The sequence below is a fragment of the Aurantimonas coralicida DSM 14790 genome (assembly GCF_000421645.1).
Classification (GTDB): domain Bacteria; phylum Pseudomonadota; class Alphaproteobacteria; order Rhizobiales; family Rhizobiaceae; genus Aurantimonas; species Aurantimonas coralicida.
The window spans coordinates 692168-716545 of sequence record NZ_ATXK01000002.1; the positions used below are offsets into that span (position 1 = coordinate 692168).

General features: G+C 68.7%; 17 protein-coding genes. 12 read left to right on the plus strand and 5 right to left on the minus strand.

Annotated elements, in window-relative coordinates; genetic code table 11:
- The first annotated feature begins 172 nt into the window (after positions 1-172).
- From glyS to H536_RS0107965, 5 genes are all read left to right on the plus strand, one after another.
- Positions 173-2347, plus strand: a complete 2175-nt coding sequence (glyS, locus tag H536_RS0107945; protein WP_024349959.1) for a glycine--tRNA ligase subunit beta — start codon at positions 173-175, stop codon at positions 2345-2347.
- A gap of 398 nt (positions 2348-2745) precedes the next feature.
- Positions 2746-4272 (plus strand): glycoside hydrolase family 25 protein, encoded by a 1527-nt coding sequence (locus H536_RS23165; protein WP_024349960.1) that lies wholly within the window; start codon positions 2746-2748, stop codon positions 4270-4272.
- A gap of 182 nt (positions 4273-4454) precedes the next feature.
- Complete coding sequence (locus tag H536_RS0107955) at positions 4455-5423, plus strand: L-threonylcarbamoyladenylate synthase (RefSeq protein WP_024349961.1); 969 nt, start codon at positions 4455-4457, stop codon at positions 5421-5423.
- Positions 5424-5509: 86 nt separating this feature from the next.
- Entirely contained in the window at positions 5510-6943 is a 1434-nt protein-coding gene (locus H536_RS0107960; RefSeq protein WP_024349962.1) for an FAD-binding oxidoreductase, read from the plus strand.
- A 170-nt stretch (positions 6944-7113) separates the two neighbouring features.
- Positions 7114-7683 (plus strand): DUF6101 family protein, encoded by a 570-nt coding sequence (locus H536_RS0107965; protein WP_024349963.1) that lies wholly within the window; start codon positions 7114-7116, stop codon positions 7681-7683.
- Positions 7684-7744: 61 nt separating this feature from the next.
- On the opposite strand, the gene ubiA is transcribed toward H536_RS0107965, so the two are convergent.
- Positions 7745-8752: a 4-hydroxybenzoate octaprenyltransferase gene (gene ubiA, locus H536_RS0107970; RefSeq protein WP_024349964.1), complete on the minus strand. Its 1008-nt coding sequence runs from the start codon at positions 8750-8752 to the stop codon at positions 7745-7747.
- 264 nt (positions 8753-9016) lie between these two features.
- On the opposite strand from ubiA, the gene purD reads away from it, so the two are divergent.
- The 5 genes from purD to H536_RS0107995 all read left to right on the plus strand — a co-directional run bounded on the left by purD (position 9017) and on the right by H536_RS0107995 (position 18064).
- Complete coding sequence (gene purD / locus H536_RS0107975) at positions 9017-10285, plus strand: phosphoribosylamine--glycine ligase (RefSeq protein ID WP_024349965.1); 1269 nt, start codon at positions 9017-9019, stop codon at positions 10283-10285.
- Positions 10286-10471: 186 nt separating this feature from the next.
- On the plus strand, positions 10472-12742 hold the full coding sequence (locus H536_RS0107980) for an acyl-CoA dehydrogenase (protein WP_024349966.1): 2271 nt from the start codon (positions 10472-10474) through the stop codon (positions 12740-12742).
- Positions 12742-14025: an acetyl-CoA C-acetyltransferase gene (locus tag H536_RS0107985; RefSeq protein WP_024349967.1), complete on the plus strand. Its 1284-nt coding sequence runs from the start codon at positions 12742-12744 to the stop codon at positions 14023-14025. Before H536_RS0107980 ends, H536_RS0107985 begins: the two co-directional genes overlap by 1 nt.
- Before the next feature lie 68 nt (positions 14026-14093).
- A complete protein-coding gene (locus tag H536_RS0107990) occupies positions 14094-16193 on the plus strand; it encodes a 3-hydroxyacyl-CoA dehydrogenase NAD-binding domain-containing protein (protein ID WP_024349968.1) in 2100 nt (699 codons plus the stop codon).
- Positions 16193-18064, plus strand: a complete 1872-nt coding sequence (locus tag H536_RS0107995) for an acetyl-CoA hydrolase/transferase C-terminal domain-containing protein (RefSeq protein ID WP_024349969.1) — start codon at positions 16193-16195, stop codon at positions 18062-18064. Before H536_RS0107990 ends, H536_RS0107995 begins: the two co-directional genes overlap by 1 nt.
- A gap of 17 nt (positions 18065-18081) precedes the next feature.
- On the opposite strand, the gene H536_RS0108000 is transcribed toward H536_RS0107995, so the two are convergent.
- On the minus strand, positions 18082-18924 hold the full coding sequence (locus H536_RS0108000) for a fumarylacetoacetate hydrolase family protein (RefSeq protein WP_024349970.1): 843 nt from the start codon (positions 18922-18924) through the stop codon (positions 18082-18084).
- A gap of 146 nt (positions 18925-19070) precedes the next feature.
- Here H536_RS0108000 and H536_RS0108005 point away from each other — a divergent pair, with 146 nt between their 5' ends.
- Positions 19071-20867 carry an acyl-CoA dehydrogenase family protein gene (locus H536_RS0108005; RefSeq protein WP_024349971.1) on the plus strand — a complete coding sequence of 599 codons (1797 nt, stop codon included), beginning with the start codon at positions 19071-19073 and terminating at the stop codon, positions 20865-20867.
- 10 nt (positions 20868-20877) lie between these two features.
- On the plus strand, positions 20878-21618 hold the full coding sequence (locus tag H536_RS0108010; RefSeq protein WP_024349972.1) for a crotonase/enoyl-CoA hydratase family protein: 741 nt from the start codon (positions 20878-20880) through the stop codon (positions 21616-21618).
- 42 nt (positions 21619-21660) lie between these two features.
- Here H536_RS0108010 and H536_RS0108015 read toward each other — a convergent pair whose 3' ends face one another.
- From H536_RS0108015 to H536_RS0108025, 3 genes are all read right to left on the minus strand, one after another.
- A complete protein-coding gene (locus tag H536_RS0108015; RefSeq protein ID WP_024349973.1) occupies positions 21661-22305 on the minus strand; it encodes a DedA family protein in 645 nt (214 codons plus the stop codon).
- A gap of 62 nt (positions 22306-22367) precedes the next feature.
- Positions 22368-23594 carry a class I SAM-dependent RNA methyltransferase gene (locus tag H536_RS0108020; protein ID WP_024349974.1) on the minus strand — a complete coding sequence of 409 codons (1227 nt, stop codon included), beginning with the start codon at positions 23592-23594 and terminating at the stop codon, positions 22368-22370.
- Entirely contained in the window at positions 23591-24355 is a 765-nt protein-coding gene (locus H536_RS0108025; RefSeq protein WP_024349975.1) for a TlyA family RNA methyltransferase, read from the minus strand. The genes H536_RS0108020 and H536_RS0108025 overlap by 4 nt, the downstream gene beginning before the upstream one ends.
- Between the last annotated feature and the right edge of the window lie 23 nt (positions 24356-24378).

A 24378-nucleotide genomic window follows, 5' to 3' on the forward strand; every position in this document is an offset into this window, starting at 1 on the left:
GCCGTGGTCGAAGAGCGACGCCGAACGTGGGACGATCGATGATCTTGCCCCCAGCCTCCTCTTGCGGGGGCCGCGCAGGCGGCAGATGGGGACCGGTCGTTCCTGCCACCCCACCCCGGCGCACACGCGCCGACCCTCCCCATCGAGGGGAGGGCGAGGATAAGCCGAGCCCATGCCCGACCTTCTGCTCGAACTTCGCTCCGAGGAAATCCCCGCGCGCATGCAGCGCAAGGCGGCGGGCGATCTCAGGAAACTCGTCACCGACGCGCTGGTCGAGGCGGGGCTGACCTATGAGGGCGCCCGCGAATACTGGACGCCGCGGCGGCTGACACTGGACGTGCGGGGCGTCGATGCCCGCTCGAGGGACGTCGTCGACGAGCGCAAGGGCCCGCGCACCGACGCGCCGGAAAAGGCCATCCAGGGCTTCCTGCGCGGCGCCGGCCTCGCCTCGATCGACGAGGCGACGATCCAGTCCGATCCCAAGAAGGGCGATTTCTACGTCGCCACCATCCGCAAGCCCGGCCGGCCGGCGGAAGAGATCATCGCCGAGGTCATGCCTGGCATCGTCCGCGGCTTCCCCTGGCCGAAATCCATGCGCTGGGGTCCGGCCTCGCGCGCGCCCGGCAGCCTGCGCTGGGTGCGTCCGCTGCAGTCGATCCTGTGCACCTTCGGGCCCGAAACCGAGGAGCCGGTGGTCGTCGACTTCGAGGTCGACGGCATCCGGGCCGGCAATGTCACGCGCGGCCACCGCTTCCATGCGGCCGACGAGTTCCGCGTGCGCCGCTTCGACGATTATGTCGCCGGGCTGGAAAAGGCCTTCGTGGTCCTGGACGCCGAGCGGCGCAAGGACATGATCCGCCACGACGCGGAGAACCTTGCCTTTGCCCGCGGGCTGGAAGTGGTGCCCGACGAGGCGCTGCTGGAAGAGGTTTCCGGCCTGGTCGAATGGCCGGTGACGCTGATGGGCGAATTCGAGGAAACCTTCCTGCAGATCCCGCCCGAGGTCATCCAGCTGACCATCAAGGTCAACCAGAAGTGCTTCGTCACCCGCCGGCAGGGCGGCGACGGCACGCTGTCGAACCAGTTCGTCCTGGTCTCCAACATCGCCGCCAGCGACGGCGGCGCCGAGATCGCCCGCGGCAACGGCAAGGTCGTCCGCGCACGGCTCTCCGACGCGCTGTATTTCTGGCAGACCGACCAGGCCGACCTGCCGGGCCGTGACGCGCTGGCCCCCGCGGCCGAAAAGTTCGGACTCGATCTGGCGAAACCGCTCGATCAGCGCATGGCCAAGCTCGACGCGCTGGGCGTCACCTTCCACGCCAGGCTTGGCACCCAGGGCGAACGCGTCGGCCGCATCGCGGCGCTGGCGCAGGAGATCGCCGCGACGGTGTATCCCGAAGGCGCGACGCTCGCCGGCGCGAAGGTATCGGCGGACGACCTCAAGACGCTCGTGAAGCGCGCGGCCGTGCTCGCCAAGGCGGACCTGACCACCGAGGCGGTGGGCGAGTTCCCCGAGCTGCAGGGGCTGATGGGCCGCTATTACGCGGCGCTGCAGGGCGAGCACCCGTCGGTGCAGGCGGCGCTCGAAGAGCATTACAAGCCGCTCGGGCCGACGGATTCGGTGCCAACCGATCCGGTGGCGATCTGCGTGGCGCTGGCCGACAAGCTCGACATGCTGGTGGGCTTCTGGGCGATCGACGAAAAGCCGACGGGCTCCAAGGACCCCTATGCGCTGCGCCGTGCGGCACTGGGCGTGATCCGGCTGGTGCTGGACAACGACCTCGTCATGGCGCTCGGCGGCTTCATGCCGGCCAGCGACCTTCTCGCCTTCTTCCATGACCGGCTGAAGGTGCAGCTGCGCGAATCCGGCGCCCGTCACGATCTGGTCGATGCGGTGCTGTCCGGCGGATCGGGCGGCGATCGCGGCGACGACCTCCTCGACGTCACCCGCCGCGTGACCGCGCTCGGCGCCTTCCTCGACACCGAGGACGGCCAGAACCTTCTCGCCGGCACCCGCCGCGCCGCCAACATCCTCGCCGCCGAGGAGAAGAAGGGCACCCGCGTCGCCGACGCCGTGTCGCTCGATCTCCTCAGCGAGCACGAGGAAAAGGTGCTGGCCGGGGCCATCGACCGGGCCGAGATGGAGCTCGACGCAGCGCTCGCGGTCGAGAACTACGCCCACGCCATGACGGCGCTCGCCGAATTGCGCATTCCGGTCGACGCCTTCTTCGAGACCGTGCTGGTCAATGCCGAGGACGAGGCAGTGCGCGCCAACCGTCTGGCGCTGCTCGACCGCATCCGTGCGGCAACGCGTCGCGTCGCGGACTTTTCGCGCATCTCCGGCTGACCCACTTAGCCGCTTGAGGCGGCTCTCAAGGCCTGACACGACAGCAGACGGCGTCCGCAACACCATGCGGGCGCCGTTTTGCGTTGTGCCTCGCGCTGCGCGTCATCGGCTGATCGAACAGCGGGTTTCAGGCCCGCCGGGCCGGGCGCGCCCGCGCCGTTAACCCTCGGGTAAACATAAGCTTCGATAACATGAAGACTTGTGTCAAATTGCTTGCATTCCCGCAGCAATTCGGACAGCGCGCCGCAGGCTGTAACATTTCGTGATCGGGATGCCCGGAACCTGCCAGAATTCGATGAGAAGGGTCTGACAGTGCCGATTGGCGGATTGGAGCGGATGCTCAGGGGATCGCCTCCCGGCCCATTCGACTGCAAGAGACTTCGAGGGGAAACCACCGAATGACGAAGACGAGCGCCGCCTTTGCGGCTGCCCTGAAATTCGCCTGTACTCTTGCTGCCGGCGTCATGCTGGTCAGCGCGACGCCTGCACAGGCAGAATGGAATGCGCCTTGGAAATCCGAGGACAACGCTCTCGTCATCGACGCCTACGAGTTCAATCCCATCAACTGGCAGGAACTCGCCTCCGACAAGCGCATCGCCGGCTTCATCAACAAGGCCTCGGACGGTCTGCCGCCCGAATGGAGCTGCGGCAAGTCCAGCGGTGACGATTACAAGCTCTGCAAGAACCGGTGGTGGAAGTACTCCGTCACCAAGGAACTCTACATGACCCGTCGCGAGATGGCGAAGATGAAGGGGCTCCTGTGGGGCGCCTACCATCTCGGCCGTCCGGGCAATCCGCGCGAGCAGGCCGACCATTTCGTCGACTTCGCCGAGCCGGCCGAGGACGACCTGATCGCCCTCGACATCGAGGACAACAGCGACGAGTGGATGAGCCTGTCGGACGCCGAGATCTTCGCCGACCAGATCAAGATCCGCACCGGCCGCTATCCCGTCCTCTACACCAACGGTTCGACGGCGCGTTACATCTCCCAGAACAAGGCGGAATATCCGCTGCTGTCGCGCCTGCCGCTCTGGTACGCCCGCTACCGCGAGGACATCACCGGCAAGTTCCCGGAAGAGACCTGGCCGAGCTACGCCCTGTGGCAGTTCTCCTCCATGCACAATTGCAACAGCCGCAGCTGCCCCTACCGGGTGAAGGGCGCCAAGACCGACATCGACGTCAATGTCTCGTCGCTCGACGTCGCCGGCCTGAAGGCCGCCTGGCCCTTCGCCGAACTGATCGACAAGCCGAAAGCGCCGCAGGAGACCGATCCGGCCATGCTGGTGGCCTCGCTCGACGAAGGCACCAAGGCCGAGATCGCCAAGGCGGCCAAGCCGCGCAGCGAGGTTGCGAAGGCCAAGGATGCGCCGTCCGCGCCGGTTGCCGGGACCGTGGCGGCGGCCTATGGCCCGAGCGAGGTCCATGCCACGCTCGATCCGCTGAAGATCCTGACCGAGGTCGCCCGCAAGGAGCAGGACGGTCCCAAGCGCGTCGTCGCCGAGCCGGGTGCTGCGCTGGCCGGTGCCGTTCTCGATACGGCCGCGGTGGAGCAGCTCGGCGACCATGTCGAGACGCTGAAGGGCGCGATCGCCTATGCGGCGAACGAGATCGACCGGCTGTTCATCGGCCGCGCCGAGGCCGCAACGCGCCCGGAAGGGGCGTCCGCGCCGCAGCTCGACGAGATGCCGAACGCCGATCGCCGCGCCGGGCTCGACCCGAAGCAGCGCTCGCGCTTCCTCGCCATCGTCGAATCGGCGGCGGCCGCCCAGCGGGCGAACGCCCTGCCGATGCCGGCGCGGGTTCTCTCGCAGCTTGGCCCCGACACCTCCGAGCGCGGCAGCCGCGTCGTGCCGCAGGCCGAGCGCCATGCCGGTCTGGAGCGCCCCGAGCGCCGCATTCTGAGCGCATTCGCCGCCACCCGCTGAGACCGGCTTCGGGCCGCCGTCTCCGCTAGGGGCGACCGGCCATCGCCGTCCGACGTGAAGCCTGCCGGCGCGAACCGCGCAACGGCAGGGCGTGATAGCCGGCCATTCGCACGGCATCGGCGCCACCTGATCGGGCCCGCGCCTCTTTCCTTTCCGCTCCGCTTCTGCAATCGGTCCTGACCGTGAAGACCGAACTCCTCTCCGCCGATGCGCCCGATGCGGTGCGCCGTGCCGTCGCACTGCTGGCGGCGGGCGAACTCGTGGGCATTCCGACGGAGACCGTCTACGGCCTTGCCGCCGACGCGACCGACGGTGCCGCCGTCGCGCGGATCTTCGAGGCCAAGGGCCGGCCGCGCTTCAACCCGCTGATCTGCCACGTGCCGGACCTCGCCATGGCCGCGACCCTGGCCGAGATCGGCCCGGTCGCCGCGGTGCTCGCAGAAGCCTTCTGGCCGGGGCCGCTGACCATGGTCTTGGCCCTGAAAGAGGGCTCGCCCGTGCATCCGCTGGCAACGGCCGGCCTTGCCACCGTCGCCATCCGCGCGCCGCAGGGCATTGCCGGCCGGCTGGCCGCCGCGCTCGGACGGCCGCTCGCCGCGCCCAGCGCCAACCCGTCCGGCCGGGTCAGCCCGACCAATGCGGGCCAGGTGCTGCGCGGCCTCGGCGGACGTCTGCCGCTGATCCTCGACGGCGGGCCCTGCGAGGTCGGGGTCGAATCGACCATCGTCATGCCCGAGGCCGATCGGCTGGTCCTGCTGCGGGCCGGCGGCGTCGGCCGGGCGGAACTGGCGCAGGCGACGGGCCTGCCGGTGGTCGATCCGGCCGGCGATGCGGCGATCAACGCGCCGGGCCAGCTGACCTCGCATTATGCGCCCGCCGGCCGGGTGCGGCTCAATGCGACCGATGTGGCGCCGGGCGAATATCTGATCGCCTTCGGGCCGGCGCCGGTCGCCGGGCAGGACCAGGCAGCGGCGATCGTCAATCTCAGCCCCTCCGGCGATCTGCGCGAGGCGGCGGCCGGGCTCTTTGCCGCGCTGGCGGCCTTCGACGCGCCGGAGATCACCGCTATCGCCGTGGCGCCGATCCCGCAATCGGGTCTCGGCGAGGCGATCAACGACCGCCTGCGTAGGGCCGCTGCGCCGCGCGGCTGACGACGCAACACTTCGATCCGGATTGCCCCTGGCGCCACGGGGACCGCGTCTCGACGGATCACGCCGTGCGGGCTATTCACATGGGCATGACCGAGATCGATACCGCCCTTCCCGAAGCCCTTCTTGCCCGGTTCGCCGCCATTGTCGGCGACGCCAATGCGCTGCGCGCGCCGGACATGGTGGCGCCCTATCTGCATGAACCCCGCGACCTGTATGCCGGCCAGACGGCGCTCGTCCTGCGCCCCGGCAGCGTCGAGGAGGTGTCGGCCATCCTGCGCCTTGCCAACGAGACCGGCACGGCGATCGTGCCGCAGGGCGGCAATACCGGCCTCGTCGGCGCCCAGTCGCCGCGCTCGAAGCGCGAGGTGCTGGTCAATCTCTCCCGGCTCGACCGGATCCGCGACGTCGACCCGGTCGGGCGGACCCTGACGGTGGAGGCAGGCGTCGTCCTGAAGCGCGCCCAGGAAGCGGCCGACGATGCCGGTCTCCTGTTCCCGCTGTCGCTCGGCTCGGAAGGCTCCTGCCAGATCGGCGGCAATCTGTCGTCGAATGCCGGAGGCACCGGGGTGCTGGCCTATGGCAATGCCCGCGAACTCTGCCTCGGCGTCGAGGCGGTGCTGGCCTCGGGCGAGGTGATCCACGGCCTGCGCCGCCTGAAGAAGGACAATCGCGGCTACGATCTGCGCCATCTGTTCATCGGCGGCGAGGGCACGCTGGGCATCATCACCGCGGCGGTGCTGAAGCTGTTTCCCAAGCCCGCCGGACGCGAAGTGGCCTATGTCGGCCTGGCCTCGCCGGCGGCGGCGCTGGACCTCCTGAAGCTTGCCGAGCGGCAGGCCGGCCAGCAGCTCACCGCCTTCGAGCTGATCCCGCGGATCGGCCTCGACTTCACGCTGCGCCACACCCAGGGCGCTCGCGACCCGCTGGAATCGCAGCATCCCTGGTACGTGCTGATGGAGGTCTCCTCGAGCCGGTCGCAGGAGGAGGCGGCCGCGACGCTGGAGGGCGTCCTGACCGCGGCCTTCGAGGCGGAGATCATCGCCGACGCCGCCATCGCCCAGTCGCTGGCCCAGGCCGAGAACTTCTGGATGATGCGCGAGGAGATGAGCTGGGCGCAGAAGCCGGAAGGCGGCTCGATCAAGCACGACGTGGCCGTGCCGGTCGCCAAGGTGCCGGACTTCATCGCCGCCGCCGACGCGGCCGTCCTGGAGGCCATTCCCGGCGCGCGGATCGTTGCCTTCGGCCATCTCGGCGACGGCAACATCCACTACAACATCTCGCAGCCGGTCGGCGCCGACGCCGATGCCTTCCTCGCCCGCTGGCACGAGATGAACGACCTCGTCCATGGCATCGTCGCCGAGATGGACGGCACGTTCTCGGCCGAGCACGGGATCGGCCAGCTGAAGCGCGACGAGCTGGCCCGCACCAAGGCGGGCGCGGAGATCGAGTTGATGCGGCGGCTCAAGACGGTGTTCGATCCTAACAACATCTTGAACCCCGGCAAGCTCGTTCAGGTTTGATTCAAGTTTTCGTCTTGGTAACCCTCGTCGGAGTGAGGAACACTTAACCGCCTTTCTTAGCGCGACTTCAAGATGCGCATCCTACTGTCGTCATATCAAAGCCGGGAGACATCGGCTGACAGGGAGAGACCGAAACATCGGCTCTCGACAGAGGCAGAAGGCGTCAATCCATGAGCATCGCTCCGAACACAGCAGCCCGGCCCAATTGGGCCACCGTTCCGGTCCGCCTCGATCCCGCTGCCTCAGACCGTCGCCAGACGATCGAGATGGTCGAGGACGGGGAAATGGTCACCTACAAGGTCGATCGCCGGGGCGCTGTCGTCCATCGCAAGCTCGATCAGTCCGGCATTCCAGTGTCCATCGCGCTGCCGGCCCGCGCCTTCAAGGGCGTCGCGGCCCGCGCCATGGAGAATGGCGACGGCGAGGTGACCGTCACCCTCGAGCTACATCACCACGATCCCAAATGCACCGTGCCGCTTCTGGTGGCCAGCGACCTTTACGACGTGGCCGCCGACTGGCGCGGCTGGTCCGATCTGTTCGGCCTGCCGATGCTGATGGTCGAGGCCGACGGCACCATCCAGAGCCTCGAAGAGACGTTGGGGAAGATCAAGGCGGCTGCTCCGGCGCCGCGTCGGCGCTCGCCGAACCGCCAGCGCCGGCCGCGCTTCCTTGCCCGTCGCAAGCCGGGCCTCGGCATCCGCATGATCGTCAGCGGCGAGGAGATCATCGCCCGCCACTGATCGTCGGCAGACGACGGCAACAGATCGAGCGCCGCGCATCCTGTGAGGGATGCGCGGCGTTTCAGCTTGCCGGGATCGGGAAGGACAGCGACCAGAGCGCCGAGACGATCAGGCTGAAGAAGACGATCCAGCCGAAGATCGTGTTCGACTTGAACAGGCCGAGGCACTGGTCCGGATCGTCGATGTCGAGGGTGCGGATCTGCCAGATCATCTGGAAGGCACCGATCGCCAGGCCGGCATAGGCCGGCCACGTGACCCCGCCGCCGCTGGCCTGCCCGGTGGAGACGAAAGCGGCGAGGAACAGCACCAGCGTGCCCAGATACAGGATCGTCAGCGCGCCCTTGGTGCGCTCGCCGAACAGTCTTGCGGTGGAGCGCACGCCGACCAGCGCGTCGTCCTCCTTGTCCTGATGGGCGTAGATCGTGTCGTAGCCGATCACCCACAGGATGCTGCCGGCATAGAGCAGTACCGGCGCCAGCGACAGCGAGCCCCAATAGCCGGCCCAGCCCATCAGCGCGCCCCAGGAGAAGGCGAGGCCGAGGCCGAGCTGCGGCCAGTCGGTGAAGCGCTTCAGGAACGGATAGATCGCGACCGTGCCCAGCGACGCGATGCCGAGCAGGATGGCGAAATTGTTGAACTGGATCAGCACCATGAAGCCGACGGCGGCCTGCAGGGCGAGGAAGATCTTCGCCTGGCGCCGCGTGACCCGGCCGGAGGGCAGGGGGCGCGAGCGGGTGCGCGCGACCATGTCGTCGATCTTCTGGTCGACGAGGTCGTTATAGGTGCAGCCGGCGCCGCGCATGGCGATCGCCCCGATCAGGAACAGCGCCAGGTGCCACAGGCTCGGCAGGCCCGTATGCACCGCCCCGGCGGCCACCGCTTGCGGTGCCAGCGCGGCCGACCACCAGCACGGCCACAGGAGAAGCTGCCAGCCGATGGGGCGGTCCCAGCGGGCGAGCTGCGCGTATGGCCAGGCGCCGCGCGGCAGCGTGCGATAGACCCAGTTGTTCGACGGCGCGTCGGCAACGCGATCAGCCTTGTCGACGAGGGTGCCTTTGAGATTCGACATGCTTCCGACCATGTCCGCAAAAATGCCGCAGTCAAGTTTTTTCGACGGAGAACCGTGCGACTTTCTCGCGTCGGGAACTTGACCGCAGGGCGGACTGAAACGTAATCGGCAGCGTCGGCTGTCGGGCGCGGCCGGAACGGACAGGTCTGCCAAGATCAAAGACCGTCCGTCCGCCGTGAAATCTCGTGGAAATTCATCGCGTCCGGTGCGGGGACTTGCCGATCTCCGCCCGCGCGACAAAGACGCTGGCAGGACTGCATGACGATCAATGTTCTTCTCATCGGATCGGGTGGCCGCGAGCATGCGCTCGCCTGGAAGATCGCCCAGTCGCCGGAGCTGGGAAAACTGTTCGCCGCGCCGGGCAATCCCGGCGTCGCCGAACATGCCGAGATCGTCGCCCTAAACGTCGCCGATGCGGCCGCCGTCACCGGCTTTTGCCGCAAGCATGAGATCGGCCTCGTCGTGGTCGGTCCTGAACAGCCGCTGGTCGACGGTCTGGCCGATGCGCTGAACGAGGCCGGCATCAAGGTGTTCGGTCCCTCCAAGGCCGCCGCGCGGCTTGAGGGCTCGAAGGGCTTCACCAAGGATCTGTGCACGCTGCACGACATCCCGACCGCCCGCTACCGGCGCTTTTCCGATGCCGCCGCGGCCCGCGACTACATCAATGCCGGCGGCGTGCCGATCGTCGTGAAGGCGGATGGGCTGGCGGCCGGCAAGGGCGTGACCGTCGCCGAGACCAAGGAAGAGGCGATTGCCGCCGTCGACGCCTGCTTCGAGGGCGATTTCGGTGGGCCGGGCGCCGAAGTGGTGGTCGAGGAATTCCTCGAGGGCGAGGAGGCGAGCCTCTTCTGCATCTGCGACGGCGAGCGGGCGCTGTTCTTCGGCACGGCCCAGGACCACAAGCGCGCCTTCGACCGCGACCGCGGCCCGAACACCGGCGGCATGGGCGCCTATTCGCCGGCCCTGCCGATGACCGACGCGGTGACGAAGCGCGTCATGCGCGAGATCGTCGAGCCGACGCTGGCCGGCATGACGGCCGCGGGCACGCCGTTCCGGGGCGTCCTCTATGTCGGCCTGATGCTGACCGAGACCGGCCCGAAGCTGATCGAATACAATGTCCGCTTCGGCGATCCGGAGTGTCAGGTGCTCATGATGCGTCTGGAAAGCGACGTCCTGCCGATCCTGCTGGCCGCCGCCGAGGGCGACGTCTCCGGTGTGCGCCCCGAATGGTCCGACGCGCGGGCGCTGACCGTGGTCATGGCCGCCGACGGCTATCCCGGCACCTATGCCAAGGGCACCGCGATCCGCAGCCTGCCGGCGCCGGACGCCTCGATGCGGGTCTTCCAGGCCGGCACGACCCTGACCGAAGGCGGATTGGTGGCCTCGGGCGGGCGCGTCCTCAATGTCACCGCCACCGGCGACACGGTGAAGGAAGCGGCCCGCCGCGCCTATGAGGCGGTCGAGGCGGTGGACTGGACCGAGGGCTTCTGGCGCTCCGACATCGGCCACCGCGCCATCATGACCGAGGCCTGACGCGAGGCCGCGGCCGCCGCTGAACTCTCCCGCAGATCCCGTGCATCCCCGTCGCCGCGCCTGTCGAAGGGCGCGGTGACGCGTCGCCGTGCGTCCGCGCATGCGGCAATGCACATGCATGGCTGGGAAACCATCGGCGCGACCATACATTAGGCGCACAGGAGTTTCGAACCGGGAGCGCACCCCATGTCCTTTCGTCAGGAAAAGCTGACGCGGCCGATCTTCAAATGGGCGAAGACGGTAATGCCGCCGATTTCGGCCACGGAACGCGAGGCCATCGACGCCGGCACCGTCTGGTGGGACGGGGAGCTCTTCACCGGCAATCCCGACTGGGACAAGCTGGTCGCCATGCCGCCGGCGCGGCTGTCGCCCGACGAGCAGGCCTTCCTCGACGGTCCGGTCAACCAACTCTGCGCCATGATCGACGAATGGAAGCTGGTCTGGGAGGACCGCGACCTGCCGCCGGAAGTCTGGGACTTCATGCGCCGCAAGAAGTTCTTCGGCATGATCATCCCGAAGGAATATGGCGGCCTCGGCTTTTCCAACACCGCCCATTCGGAAGTCGTGCGCAAGGTCTCCTCGGCCAGCGTCGTCGCCGGCGTCACGGTGATGGTGCCCAACTCGCTCGGACCCGGCGAGCTGATGCTGCATTTCGGCGCGCAGGAGCAGCGCGATCACTGGCTGCCGCGGCTGGCCGACGGCCGTGAAATCCCCTGCTTCGGCCTGACCTCGCCGGAAGCCGGCTCCGACGCGGCGGCGATGACCGATCGCGGCGTCGTCGAATATGGCGAGCACGAGGGCGAGCGCAAACTCGGCATCCGGCTCAATTTTCACAAGCGCTACATCACGCTTGGCCCGGTCGCGACGGTGATGGGGCTCGCCTTCAAGATGTTCGACCCCGAGAACCATCTGGGACGCGGCGAGGATCTCGGCATCACGGTGGCGCTGATCCCGACCGATACGCCCGGTGTGCGCACCGGCGACCGGCACATTCCCGCCTTCACCTATTTCCAGAACGGCCCGCTCTACGGCGAGGACGTGTTCATTCCGCTGGACTGGATCCTCGGCGGGGCCGAGCAGATCGGCCAGGGCTGGACCATGCTGATGACGGCGCTGGCCGCCGGGCGCGGCATCTCGCTGCCGTCGCAATCGGCCGCGGCGGCCGCCTTCTGCGCCCGCACCACCGGCGCCTATGCCCGGGTGCGCACCCAGTTCAACGTGCCGATCGGCATGTTCGAGGGCATCCAGCAGCCGCTCGCCGAGATCGCCGCCAACGCCTATCTGATCGACGCCGCGCGGCGGCTGACCGTGGCGGCGCTCGACGAGGGCCACAAGCCGTCGGTCGTCTCGGCGATCATGAAGGCCCACGCCACCTATCGCATGCGTGAGTCCGTCGAGCGGTCCATGGACATCCATGGCGGCAAGGGCATCATCGACGGGCCGAAGAATTATCTCGGCGCCCAGTACAAGTCGGTGCCCATCGGCATCACCGTCGAGGGCGCCAACATCCTGACCCGCAACCTGATGATCTTCGGGCAGGGCGCCATCCGCGCCCATCCCTACATGCTGAAGGAATTGCTGGCCCTGTCCGACGAGGACGAGGATCGCGGGCTGAAGGAGTTCGACACGCATTTCTGGAAGCATGTCGGCCATTCGCTGACCAATGCGTTCCGCTGCTTCGTGCGCGGCTGGACCGGCGGCATGGCCGCCCCGGCGCCGAAGAACGCCGCCTTCATCGGCCATTGGCGCCAGCTCTCGCGCTTCGCCTCGGCCTTCGCTCTGGTCGCCGACCTGTCGCTGCTGACGCTGGGTGGTGCCCTGAAGCGCAAGGAGATGCTGTCGGCCCGGCTCGGCGACATCCTCTCCGAACTCTATCTCCTCGGCGCCGTCCTGAAGCGCTTCGAGGTGGAGGGCCGCCCGGAGGTGGACCGCCCGATCGTCGAGTTCATCATGCAGAAGGGCTACAACCGGATGTCGCTCGCCTTCGAGGGCGTGCTCGACAATCTTCCGGCCCGCTGGGCCGCCGCGGTGACCCGGGTTCTGGCCTTCCCGCTGGGCGTGCCCTTCCAGGAGCCGTCGGACGAGCTGACCGGCGAGGTCGCAGCGATCCTGATGCGGCCGTCCTCGCAGCGCGATCGCCTGACGCCGGACATCTATCTCGGCGAGGGCCATGCCGAGCATCCGGTCAAGGATCTGGAACTCGCCTTCGAACTCGTCACCGAGGCGGCGCCCATCGAGAAGAAGATGCGCGAGGCGAAGATGCGCGATCCGGCCGAGGCGCGCGATGCCGGCGTGATCACCGATGCCGAGTTTGACCGTCTGGCCGAGGCCAAGGCGGCGGTCGACAAGGTCGTGGCCGTCGATGCCTTCCCGATGGCCGACGTGTCCCCGATCGCCTCCCAACACGACCGCAACCGCACCGGAGGCGACGAAACCCACCGCGAGGCAGCCGAATAATGACCAGACCCGTCTATCTCGTCGACGGCGCGCGCACGCCCTTCATCAAGGCGCGGGGCAAGCCGGGACCGTTCTCGCCCGTCGATCTCGCGGTCCAGTGCGGGCGGCCCCTGATGCTGCGCCAGCCCTTCGGGCCGGACGCTATCGACCTCGTCATCCTCGGCTGCGTCAATGTCGTGGCCGACGAGATGAACCCGGCGCGGGTGGCCGCCCTGCGGCTCGGCCTGTCGGAAGAGATTCCGGCCTTCACGGTGCAGATCAATTGCGGCTCGGGCATGCAGTCGATCGACACGGCGTTCCGGACCATCGAGCTCGGCAAGGCCGACATGGTGCTGGCCGGCGGTGCCGAGGCGCTGAGCCATTCGCCGCTGGTGCTGCGCCGCGGCGCGGTCGACTGGTTCGCCAGGCTGAACGGTGCCCGCACGACCACCGACCGGCTGAAGGCCTTCACCGGCCTGAAGCCCCAATTCCTGAAGCCGGTGATCGGGCTGGAGCGCGGCCTCACCGACCCGATCTCCGATCTCAACATGGGCCAGACCGCCGAGATCCTGGCGCATCTCTTCGACATCTCGCGGCGCGACGCCGACAGCTACGCCGCCGAGAGCCACAACCGGCTCGCCCACGCCACCAAGGAAGGCTGGCTGAAGGACGAGATGCTGCCGGCCTTCTCGCGCGACGGCGAGGTCTTCGACCATGACGACGGCGTGCGGCCGGGCTCCACCGCCAAGAGCCTTGCGAAGCTGAAGCCGGTCTTCGAGCGCCCCTATGGCAAGGTGACGGCGGGCAACGCCTCGCAGATCACCGATGGCGCGTCCTGGACGATCCTCGCCTCGGAGGAGGCCGTCGAGCGCCATGGCCTGACGCCGCTGGCGCGGATCGTCGATTCCGAATGGGGCGCGCTCGATCCGTCGATCATGGGGCTCGGCCCGGTGGTTTCGACCGCGCCGATCCTCAAGCGGCAGGGAATGGGCGTGGCCGACGTCGATCTGTGGGAGCTGAACGAGGCCTTCGCGGCGCAGGTTCTGGCCTGCATCGCCGCCTTCGACGATCCGAAGGTCGCCGACGGCGTTCTCGGCCTCGACGGGCGCGGCGGCCGCATCGACCACGCCAACATCAATGTCGATGGCGGCGCCATCTCGCTCGGCCATCCGGTGGGCACAAGCGGCAACCGCATCACCCTGCATCTGGCCAATGCCATGCGCCGGCTCGGCCGCAGGCGCGGCATCGCCACCGAGTGCATCGGCGGTGGCCTCGGCGGCGCCATGCTTCTGGAAGCGGCCTGATCCGCCCCGCCGCCGGACCGCGAACCGGTCCGGGCGCCTGACATTCGACGAAAGACGAGAGCACACCCATGGGCAGAATGCTGAAGGCACTATCCGAACGCGCCCTCGAACTCGGGCCGGTGCGTGACGCGGAGCAGACCGGCAACTGGCGCGCCGCCACGGACGACGACTACGTCTACTGGCTGGTGCTCGATCGCCCCGGCAAGTCGGTCAACACCATCGACCGCAGCGTGATCGAGGAGCTGTCGCACCACGTCGACCAGATCATCGACCAACGCCCCTCGGCCGTCGTCATCCGCTCGGCCAAACCGTCGGGCTTTGCCGCGGGCGCCGACATCCAGCAATTCGCCGGCGCCTCGACCGGCGAGATCCGCGGCATGCTCAAGGAAGCCCATCTCGTCCTCGACCGGCTGTCGAAGGTGAAGGCCAAGACCATCGCGGTCATTCATGGCCACTGCCTCGGCGCCGGTCTGGAACTGGCGCTGGCCTGCGACCGGCGGATCGCCGTCGCCGACGCCAGCCTCGGCTTTCCCGAAGTGATGCTCGGCCTGCATCCGGGGCTCGGCGGGACCTACCGCTCGACCGCCATCGCCGATCCGGTGGAGGCGATGACCATGATGCTGACCGGCAAGTCGATGCCGGCGAAGAAGGCGAAGTCGATCGGCCTCGTCGATGCCGTGGTCGAGGAGCGGCACGTCGCCTCGGCCGTGCAGGCCGCGCTCTACAACGATCTGCCGACCGCGAGCCGCAGCCTGAAGGGACACGCCTTCTCGGTGAAACCGGCGCGCTCGCTCGCCGCCAAGCAGATGCGCAAGAGCGCCGCCGCCAAGGCGCCGCAGGAGCACTATCCGGCGCCCTACAGGCTGATCGATCTGTGGGAGGCACATGGCGGCGACGCCAAGGCCATGCAGGAGGGCGAGATCGACAGCTTCGCCGAGCTGATCGAGACCGACACCGCCCAGAACCTCGTCCGGGTGTTCTTCCTGCGCGAGACCATGCGTGCCCTGAAGGAGGGGGCATCCGGGATCCGGCACGTGCATGTGGTGGGCGCCGGCGCCATGGGCGGCGACATTGCCGCCTGGGCGGCGCGCGAGGGCTTTTCCGTGACGCTGGGCGACGTGGCCACGGCGCCGATCGGCAAGGCGATCAAGGCGGCCCAGAAGATGCTGAAGGCGACCCTGAAGGACCCGCTGAAGGTGCGCGATGCCCTCGACAGGCTGGTGCCGGACCCGATGGGCTACGGCATCGGTCGCGCCGACATCGTCATCGAGGCGGCGCCCGAGAAGATCGAGCTGAAGCGCAAGATCTACGCCGAGATCGAGCCGCAGCTGAAGGAGGGGGCGCTGCTGGCGACCAACACCTCGGCGCTACCCCTGGCCGATCTCGCCGCCGGTCTCGCCGATCCGTCGCGCCTCGTCGGCCTGCACTTCTTCAACCCGGTCTCGCGCATGCAGCTCATCGAGATCGTCAGCCACGATGCGATCAGCTCCGAGACGGCGCGCCGGGCGACCGCCTTCGCGGTGGAGCTGTCGCGCCTGCCGGCCCCGGTCACCTCGGCGCCGGGCTTCCTCGTCAACCGCTCGCTGACGCCGTACATGGCCGAGGCGCTGATCATGGTCGACGAGGGCATTCCGAAGGAGCGCATCGACGCCTGCGCCGAAGGATTCGGCATGCCCATGGGCCCGGTCGAGCTGACCGACCAGGTTGGCCTCGACATCGCCCTCGACGTCTCCGCCTCATTGCGCGAACGCCTCGACACGGCCTTTCCGGATTCGCCCGGCTGGCTGCAGACCATGGTCGACGAGGGCCGGCTCGGCCGCAAGACCGGTGCGGGGCTCTATGCCTATGACGAGGACGGCAAGCCGAAAAAGCAGCGCCTCGACGCGCTGCCGGACGGCTCGAAAGACGATCCGGACATGCTCGACCGGCTGATCCTGCCGATGCTGAACGCGGTCGTTGCGTGCCTGCGCGAGGGCGTGGTGGAGAGCGAGGACGTCGCCGACGGCGCGATGATCTTCGGCACCGGCTTCGCGCCCTTCCGCGGCGGCCCGATCCACTACGCGAAACAGCGCGGCGTCGACGAGATCGTCGCCCGGATGAAGGAACTGGCCGACAAGCATGGGCCGCGCTTTGCGCCGGACGAGGGCTGGCAGCGCCTGAAGAGCTGATGACGCAACGCTTCACCGAGGCCGATGCGCTGGCCGACGCGGTGATCGCGGCGGTCGGCAAGACGATCGTCCTGGCGCTGCCGCTCGGTCTCGGCAAGGCGAACCATGTCGCCAACGCGCTCTACCGCCGGGCGCTGCGCGACCCGCAGGTCGAGCTGACCATCCAGACGGCCCTGTCCCTCGACCCGCCCTCCGGCGGCGAGGGGCTGGAGGGCCGCTTTGCCGGGCCGCTGGCCAAGCGCCTCTACGACGGCGTGACCCGGCTCGACTATGTCGCGGACCGCCGCAACGATGCGTTGCCGCCCAATGTCCGGGTGGTCGAGTTCTTCCTCCAGGCCGGCGCGCTTCTGGGCAATCGCCACGCCCAGGAGAACTACGTCACGGCGAACTACACCCATGCCGCCGGCTACATCCTGGCGAGCGGCGTCAATGTCATCGGCCAGATGGTCGCGCCATCGGCCGACCGCAGCCAATGGTCGCTGTCCTCCAACACCGACATGACGCTCGACCTCCTGCCAGCGATGGACGCGGCGCGCGAGCGCGGGCAGCCGATCCTCTTCGTCGGCGAGGCCAATGCGAACCTGCCCTTCATGGGCGGTCCGGCGGCCCTGCCGACCGAGCGCTTCGACTGTCTGCTGGAGGGCGAAGACGTCGAAGCGGCGCGCCTGTTCTCGGTGCCCAAGCAGCCCATCGGTCCCGTCGAATACGCCATCGGCCTCTACAGCGCGGCGCTGGTGAAGGATGGCGGCACCATCCAGATCGGCATTGGCGGGATCGGCGACGCGCTCACCCATGCGCTCATCCTGCGGCATCGCGATCCGGTAACGTTTAAGGCGATGCTGGCGGCCCTCGGCAACTGGCCGGAAAGCCTCGAGCCTGAGACCGAGCCGTTTCGCGAAGGGCTCTACGGCCTGTCGGAGATGTTCGTCGACGGGCTGCTGGAGCTGTTCGAGGCCGGCATCCTCCGGCGCCCGGCCAGCGACGGCAACGTCCTGCATGGCGGCTTCTTCGTCGGCCCGCAGAGTTTCTATGCCCGGCTGCGGGAGATGGCGCCGGAGCGGCGGGCGCTCCTGTCGATGCGCGAGATCTCCTTCGTCAACGCGGTGCCGGCCGAGGACCGCGCAACCCACGCCGCCGATCGCCGCAACGCACGCTTCTTCAACGCCGCGATGCTGGCGACGGCGCTGGGCGACATCTGCTCCGACCAGCTCGACGACGGCCGGGTCGTCTCCGGCGTCGGCGGCCAGTACAATTTCGTTGCCCAGGCCTTTGAGCTGCCCGATGCGCGCTCGGTCATCGGCCTGCCGTCCACCCGCGGCGCGAACGGGCCCTCGAACATCCTCTGGGCCTATGGCCACACCACCATCCCCCGGCATCTGAAGGACATCGTCGTCACCGAATATGGCGTCGCCGACCTGCGCGGCCGCACCGACCGCGACACCGTGGCGGCGATGATCGGGCTGGCCGACGGGCGGTTTCAAACGGGGCTGGCCAAGGCGGCGATGGCCGGGACGAAGCTGGAGGGGGGCTTCGTGCCGCCTCAGCGCAACAGGCGTGCGGATGTGGTCGAGGCCCTGCGACCCTATGCAGACAGGCTGCCGGCCTATCCGTTCGGCACGGCGCTGACCGCCGAGGAGCGGCGGCTCGTGCCGGCGCTGAAGCTGCTGAAGTCGGCCAAGTCCGATCGCCTCGCCCTGGCGCGTCTGGCGCTGGCCGGCTGGCGCATGACGCCCGATCCGCGCGAGGAGGCGGCGCTGGAACGGATGGGGCTGGATGACCCGTCAGGGTGGCGGGAGAAGGGTCTATCGGCGGTTCTGGCCGGGGCGCTGCGCGCAACGCGCGACGACCCGCTGGGCCGGCCCTGGTCGTGAGGGGACCGGTCCGCGTGTCAGACCGCCACGCAGAGCGAGGACTGGCTGCCGAGGCCGGTGCCGCCGACGGTGATCCGGTCGCCTGCCTTCAGGAAGCGCGGCGGGTCGTAGGACAGGCCGACGCCGCCCGGCGTGCCCGTCAGGATGACGTCCCCGGGCTCCAGCCGCATGAAGCGGGAGATGTAGGAGATCAGATACGGCACCTTGAATATCATGCCGGCGGTGCTGGCGCTCTGCTGCCGCTCGCCGTTGACGTCGAGCCAGAGATCGATCGCGTCATGGTCGCCGACCGCATCCGGCGTCACCAGCCAGGGCCCGAGCGGCGCGAAGGTGTCGTGCGACTTGCCCTTCGACCACTGGCCGCCGCGCTGCAGCTGGAAGCTGCGCTCGGTGACGTCGTTGGCAAGGGTGAAGCCGGCGACGTGGCGCATGGCCTCCTCGACGCTGACATATTTGGCCGTGCGACCGATCACCACGGCCAGCTCGACGCCCCAGTCGACGCGGCTCGCCAGCTTCGGCAGTTCGATCCGGTCGTTCGGCCCGCAGGCCGCCGTTGCCGCCTTCAGGAACAGCGTCGGTTCGGGATTGACCTTGAAGCCGGCCTGGGCCGCCGCGTCGTGATAGTTCGGCCCGACGCCGATGATCTTGCCGATGCGCCGCACGGGCTTGCACAGCCGCACGCCTTCGGCCACCAGTGGAAGCGACGCGGGATCGAGCCGGCCGGCCGCGGCGAGGCGGTCGGGGTCGAGAGGCTCGCTGGTCTGGGAGGAGAGATGCTCGGAGAGGTCGCGGATACGGTCGTCGTTGTCGAGCAGACCGGGCCGTTCAGAGCCCCGGTCACCATACCGCACGAACCGCATGCAAATCTCCCTTCGAGTGATGCCAGTAGAATGGTTCGGGCGGCTTTCGGTTCCGCTCCTGTTGATTGACGATTACGTAAAAGGTAATTGCGTCGTGAGCCTGCCTCCGTCGCAATCCGCTCGGTTCGAGCATGAGGAGATCTACCATGTACAAGGCACCGGTCGATGACATCGCCTTCGCGCTGAAAAAGGTCGCGGGACTGGAAGCGGCGATGGAACATGGCCTTCTGGGCGAACTGACCCCCGATTTGCTGGACGCCGTGCTGGAAGAGGCCGGCCGCTTCGCCGGCGAGGAGATCGCGCCGCTGGCCGATGTCGGCGACCGCGAGGGCACCTCGGTGAAGGACGGCGTGGTGACGACGCCGACCGGCTGGAAGGCGCTCTACGAGAACTGGTCGGCCGGCGGCTGGAACGCTCTGACCGGGCCGGAGGAATATGGCGGCCAGGGCCTGCCGACCTCGCTGTCGGCCGCCGTCTTCGAGATGTGGAACTCCGCCTCGATGGGCTTTGCCATCGGACCCACGCTGACCGTCGGCGCGGTCGAGGCGCTGGAGGCCCACGGCTCGGACGAACTGAAGGCGACCTATCTGGAAAAGCTGGTCACCGGCGCCTGGATGGGCACGATGAACCTGACCGAGCCGCAGGCCGGTTCGGACCTGTCGGCGCTGAAGACCAAGGCTGAACGCGCCGATGACGGCAGCTACCGGATCTTCGGCCAGAAGATCTACATCACCTATGGCGAGCACGACTTCACCGACAACATCGTCCATCTGGTGCTGGCGCGCCTGCCCGACGCACCGGCCGGCGTGAAGGGCATCTCGCTGTTCCTGGTGCCGAAGTTCCTGGTCAACCAAGACGGCTCGCTCGGGCGCCGCAACGACGCCTTCTGCCATTCGGTGGAGCACAAGCTTGGCATCCACGGCTCGCCCACCTGCACGATGATCTACGGCGACGGCAGCGTCGACGGCGAGGAGGCCGGTGCGGTCGGCTATCTCATCGGCGAGGAGAACCGCGGTCTCGCCTGCATGTTCACGATGATGAACAACGCCCGGCTGCTGGTCGGCGTGCAGGGCATCGGCGTCGCCGAAGCCGCCTTCCAGAAGGCGCTCGACTATGCCCGCGAGCGCCGCCAGGGACGCGCGACCCGTCTGGCGAAGAATCCGGAAGCCGGCGGCCAGATGAGCCCGATCCTCGACCATCCGGACGTCGCCCGCATGCTGCTGACGATGAAGTCGCTGACCGGCGCGGTGCGGGCGATCACGTATGCCTGCGGCCACGCGACCGACATGGCGAAGGCGCATCGCGCCGACGCCGAGGCGTCAGCGGCGTGGAAGGAGCGGGCCAACCTCCTGACGCCGATCGCCAAGGCGTTCTCCACCGATGTCGGCGTCGAGGTCGCCTCGCTCGGCATCCAGGTGCATGGCGGCATGGGCTTCGTCGAGGAGACCGGCGCCGCCCGGCTGCTGCGCGACGCCCGCATCGCGCCGATCTACGAGGGCACCAACGGCATCCAGGCGATCGATCTCGTGGCCCGCAAGATCGGCCAGTCCGGCGGCGAGGCGGTGCGCCGCTATTTCGCCGAGCTGGACGAAACGATCGAGGCGGTGCGCGGTCAGAACGAGGCGGCCTTCGGTGAGACCGGCGACGCGCTGGCCGAAGCGATGGCCGATCTGCGCGAGACGACGGAGTTCCTGTCAAACGCCACGGCCGCCAAGGACATGGACACGGCGCTTGCCGGGGCGACGCCCTATCTGCGGCTGTTCGGCCTCACCGCCGGCGCGGTCTATCTCGCCAAGGCGGCGCTGGCCGACACGACCCGCACCGAGCGCGCCCATCTCGCCCGTTTCATGGCTGAGAACCTCCTGTCGGAGACCGGTGCCCTGAAGCGGCAGGTCGTCGGCGGCGCCGCCAGCCTCGCGGCTGCCCATTCGATCCTGCAGTAGGACCGCGACCATGACCGATCTGATCCAGACGACGACCGAAAACGGCGTCCTGACCATCCGGCTGAACCGGCCGGACAAGAAGAACGCCATCACGCTGGACATGTACCGCACGATCACTGCCGCGCTTCAGGGCGCGGCCGGCGACGAGGCGGTGCGGGTGATCCTGATCTGCGGCGTGCCCGGCGCCTTTTCCGCCGGCAACGACATCAAGGACTTCCTGACACTGGCACAGGGCGGGCTGCAGCGCACCGAGATCCACGAGTTCCTGACGACGGTCGCGACCGCGCCGAAGCCGATGATCGCGGCCGTCGACGGTCTGGCGATCGGCATCGGTACGACGCTGCTGATGCATTGCGACATGGCCTTCGCCTCGTCGCGCTCGATCTTCCGCACGCCCTTCATCGATCTCGGCCTGACGCCGGAGGCCGGGTCCAGCCTCATCGGCCCGCGCATCATGGGCGACCAGCGGGCCTTCGCGCTGCTGGCGCTGGGCGACACCTTCGATGCGGAAGCCGCCCGCGAGGCCGGGATCGTCTACAAGGTCGTGGAAGACGACGTCGAGGCGGTGGCGCGCGAGACCGCCGAGCGGCTGGCCCAGAAGCCGCCGAAAGCCGTGGCGATCGCGCGCGAGCTCCTGCGCGGCGACCGCAAGGACATCGTGGCGCGGATCGAGCGGGAGATCGAGCATTTCTCCGAGCGGCTGACTTCTGACGAGGCCCGCGCCGCCTTCATGGCCTTCATGTCGCGCTGACCGGTCGGCGCCCCGCCGGGCGGGGCGTGGCGGTGGGTCCTGTCAGGACTTGCCGCGCAGCGAGGCATCATCTGCGGTGTTGGAATCTTCGGCCGGCGTCTCGTCGTCCTCTTCGGCAAACAGGAACTTGTAGGTTCCCACCATGCCGATGACGCAGACGAGCGCCGCGATGACGAAGATCGGCCAGGTCGAATAGGCCTCGAAGAAATGCCGGAAGGCCGAGCCGAACAGATAGGCGCCGGCTCCGTAGGCGGCGCTCCACAGGGCGGCGCTGATGCAGTTGTAGAACAGGAAGATCGGCCAGCTCATCCGCATCGTGCCGGCGACGAAGCCGTTGAGCTGGCGCAGGATGATGACGAAGCGGGCGACCAGCACGACGGCGAACCCGTAATTCTTGAAGCGCTCCTCGACCATGGCGAAGCGCTTTTCGCCGAGGCCGAAGCGCGAGCCCCAGCGCACGACGATCCGCCGCCCGTAGCGCCGGCCGACGACATAGCCGAGATTGTCGCCGACGATCGATCCGGCGAAGGCGGCAAACAGCACCGCCCAGATGTTCAGCGATCCTTCGCCGGCCAGCATGCCGGAGGCGACCAGAATGCTCTCGCCCGGCAGCGGAATGCCGGTGGATTCGAACAGCACGACCACGAACAGGAAGGCGTAGCCATACTGGGTGAGATATCCGGTCATGGCAGGGGCTTAGTCGCTCGGTCGCGGAGAATCAAAGGGATCGCGGCGGCGCCCGGGGCCGGTCAGCGCTCCAAGAGCGCGACCGCCTCGACATGGCGCGACCACAGGAACTGGTCCACCGGCGTCACCTCGACGAGGCGGAAACCGCCATCGACGAGAATGCGCAGGTCGCGGGCCATCGTGACCGGGTTGCACGAGACCGCGGCGACGCGGCTGATCTTCGACGCCGCGATCTCCTGCGACACCGCTTCGGCGCCGGCCCGCGGCGGATCGAAGACCAGGCCGTCATAGGCCTTCAGTTCCTTCGCCGGGATCGGCCGGCGATAGAGGTCGCGGCGCTCGGTCGTCAGCGGCTTCAGGCCGGGACGGGTGCGCCAGGCCGCGGTCATCGCGGCAAGCGGCGCAGCTTCCGATTCGACCGCATGGACCCGCGACTGGACGGCAAGACGCAGCGCGAAGGTGCCGGAGCCCGAGAAGAGATCGGCGACGTGCTTGGCGCCGGCCAGATGCTTCGTCACCCGCGACGCCATCGCGGTTTCGGCCGCTGCCACGGCCTGGACGAAGGCGCCGGGCGGCAACTCGACGGTGATGCCGTCGAAGGCGATCGAAGGCGGCCGCGTCATGACGAGGATCTCCCCGTCGACGGTGAGCCGCGCGAAGCCTTCGCTGACGGCCAGCGCGATGGCCTGACGCCGCTTGCCCTCGGCCAGCTTGGGCGCGGCGGTCGCGGCGACGTCGAGACCGGTGTCGGTCACGGTCACGGTGAGTTTCAGCGGTGTCCTGCGATCGGCCAGCAGAGCGGCGAGCCGCTGCAACGCGGGCAGGGCCCGCTGGATGGCGGGCAGGGCGATCGGGCAGACCTTGATCGGCACGATCTGGTCCGAATGGGCCGCATTGAAGCCGAGATGCACGGATTTTCCGGCGCCGACCGCCGACAGCGCCACCCGGCGGCGCGAGGCCGGCGGGCAGGCCACCAGCGGCGCGATCTCGGTGTCGAGGCCGACGCGCGACAGCGCATCGACCACGACGTCGCGCTTGAAGGCGGTGTAGAGCGCATCGTCGGCATGCTGCAGGTCGCAGCCGCCGCAGGTGCCGAAATGCGGGCACGGCGGCGTCTGGCGCTGCGGCGAGGAGGTGAGGACGGCGTCGAGCCGGAAGCGGCGCCCGGCTTCGGTCGCCTCGACCCGCTCGCCCGGCAGGGTGAACGGCACGAAGGCCGGCCCGGACGCTGTGTCGGCGACCCCGTCGCCCTGCGCCCCGAGCCGGTCGATGGTCAGTTCCAGGCTCATGATTTTTCGGCGATCAGCAGGAATTCGTGATTGCCGTCGCCGCCCGGGATCGGCGAGGGCGCGAGCCCCTTCACCTGCCAGTCGGGCTGGGCGGCGAGCCAGTCGCGCACGGCCTCGGCCACCTGCGGCGCGCTGTCGGGATCGCGCAAGAGGCCGTTCTTGGCGATCGCCTCGCGCCCAGCCTCGAATTGCGGCTTCACCAGAAAGACGCCGGTGGTGCCGGGCTCGGCCAGTTCCAAGGCCGGCGGCAGGGCCAGCCGCAGGGTGATGAAGCTGACATCGGCGACCAGCAGATCGAAGGTGCGGCCGCCGATATCCTCGCGGGTCAGGTCGCGGGCATTCAGGCCCTCGATCGCGGTGACGCGCGGATCGGCGGCGATGCGCGGATGCATCTGGCCGTGGCCGACGTCGATGGAGACCACATGGGCGACGCCGCGGCGCAGCAGCGCCTCGGTGAAGCCGCCGGTCGAGGCGCCGAGATCGACGGCCGTGCGGCCTTCGACGGGGATGGCGAACTGGTCGAGCGCCGCTTCCAGCTTCAGCCCGGCGCGCGAGACATAGTCGGCGGCCGGGTCGTCCAGCGTGATCTCGCTCTCGGGCGGCACGTTGAGGCTCGGCTTGGTGACGGTCTGCCCGTCGACCTTGACGTGACCGCGCATGATCGCGTCGCGCGCACGGGCGCGGCTGGCGGCAAGACCGCGGTCGCTGACGAGGACGTCGAGCCGGACGCGCGACAGATGTTGTTCTTCGGTGGAGGCCATCGGCAGGTCATGCGGCCAGCGGC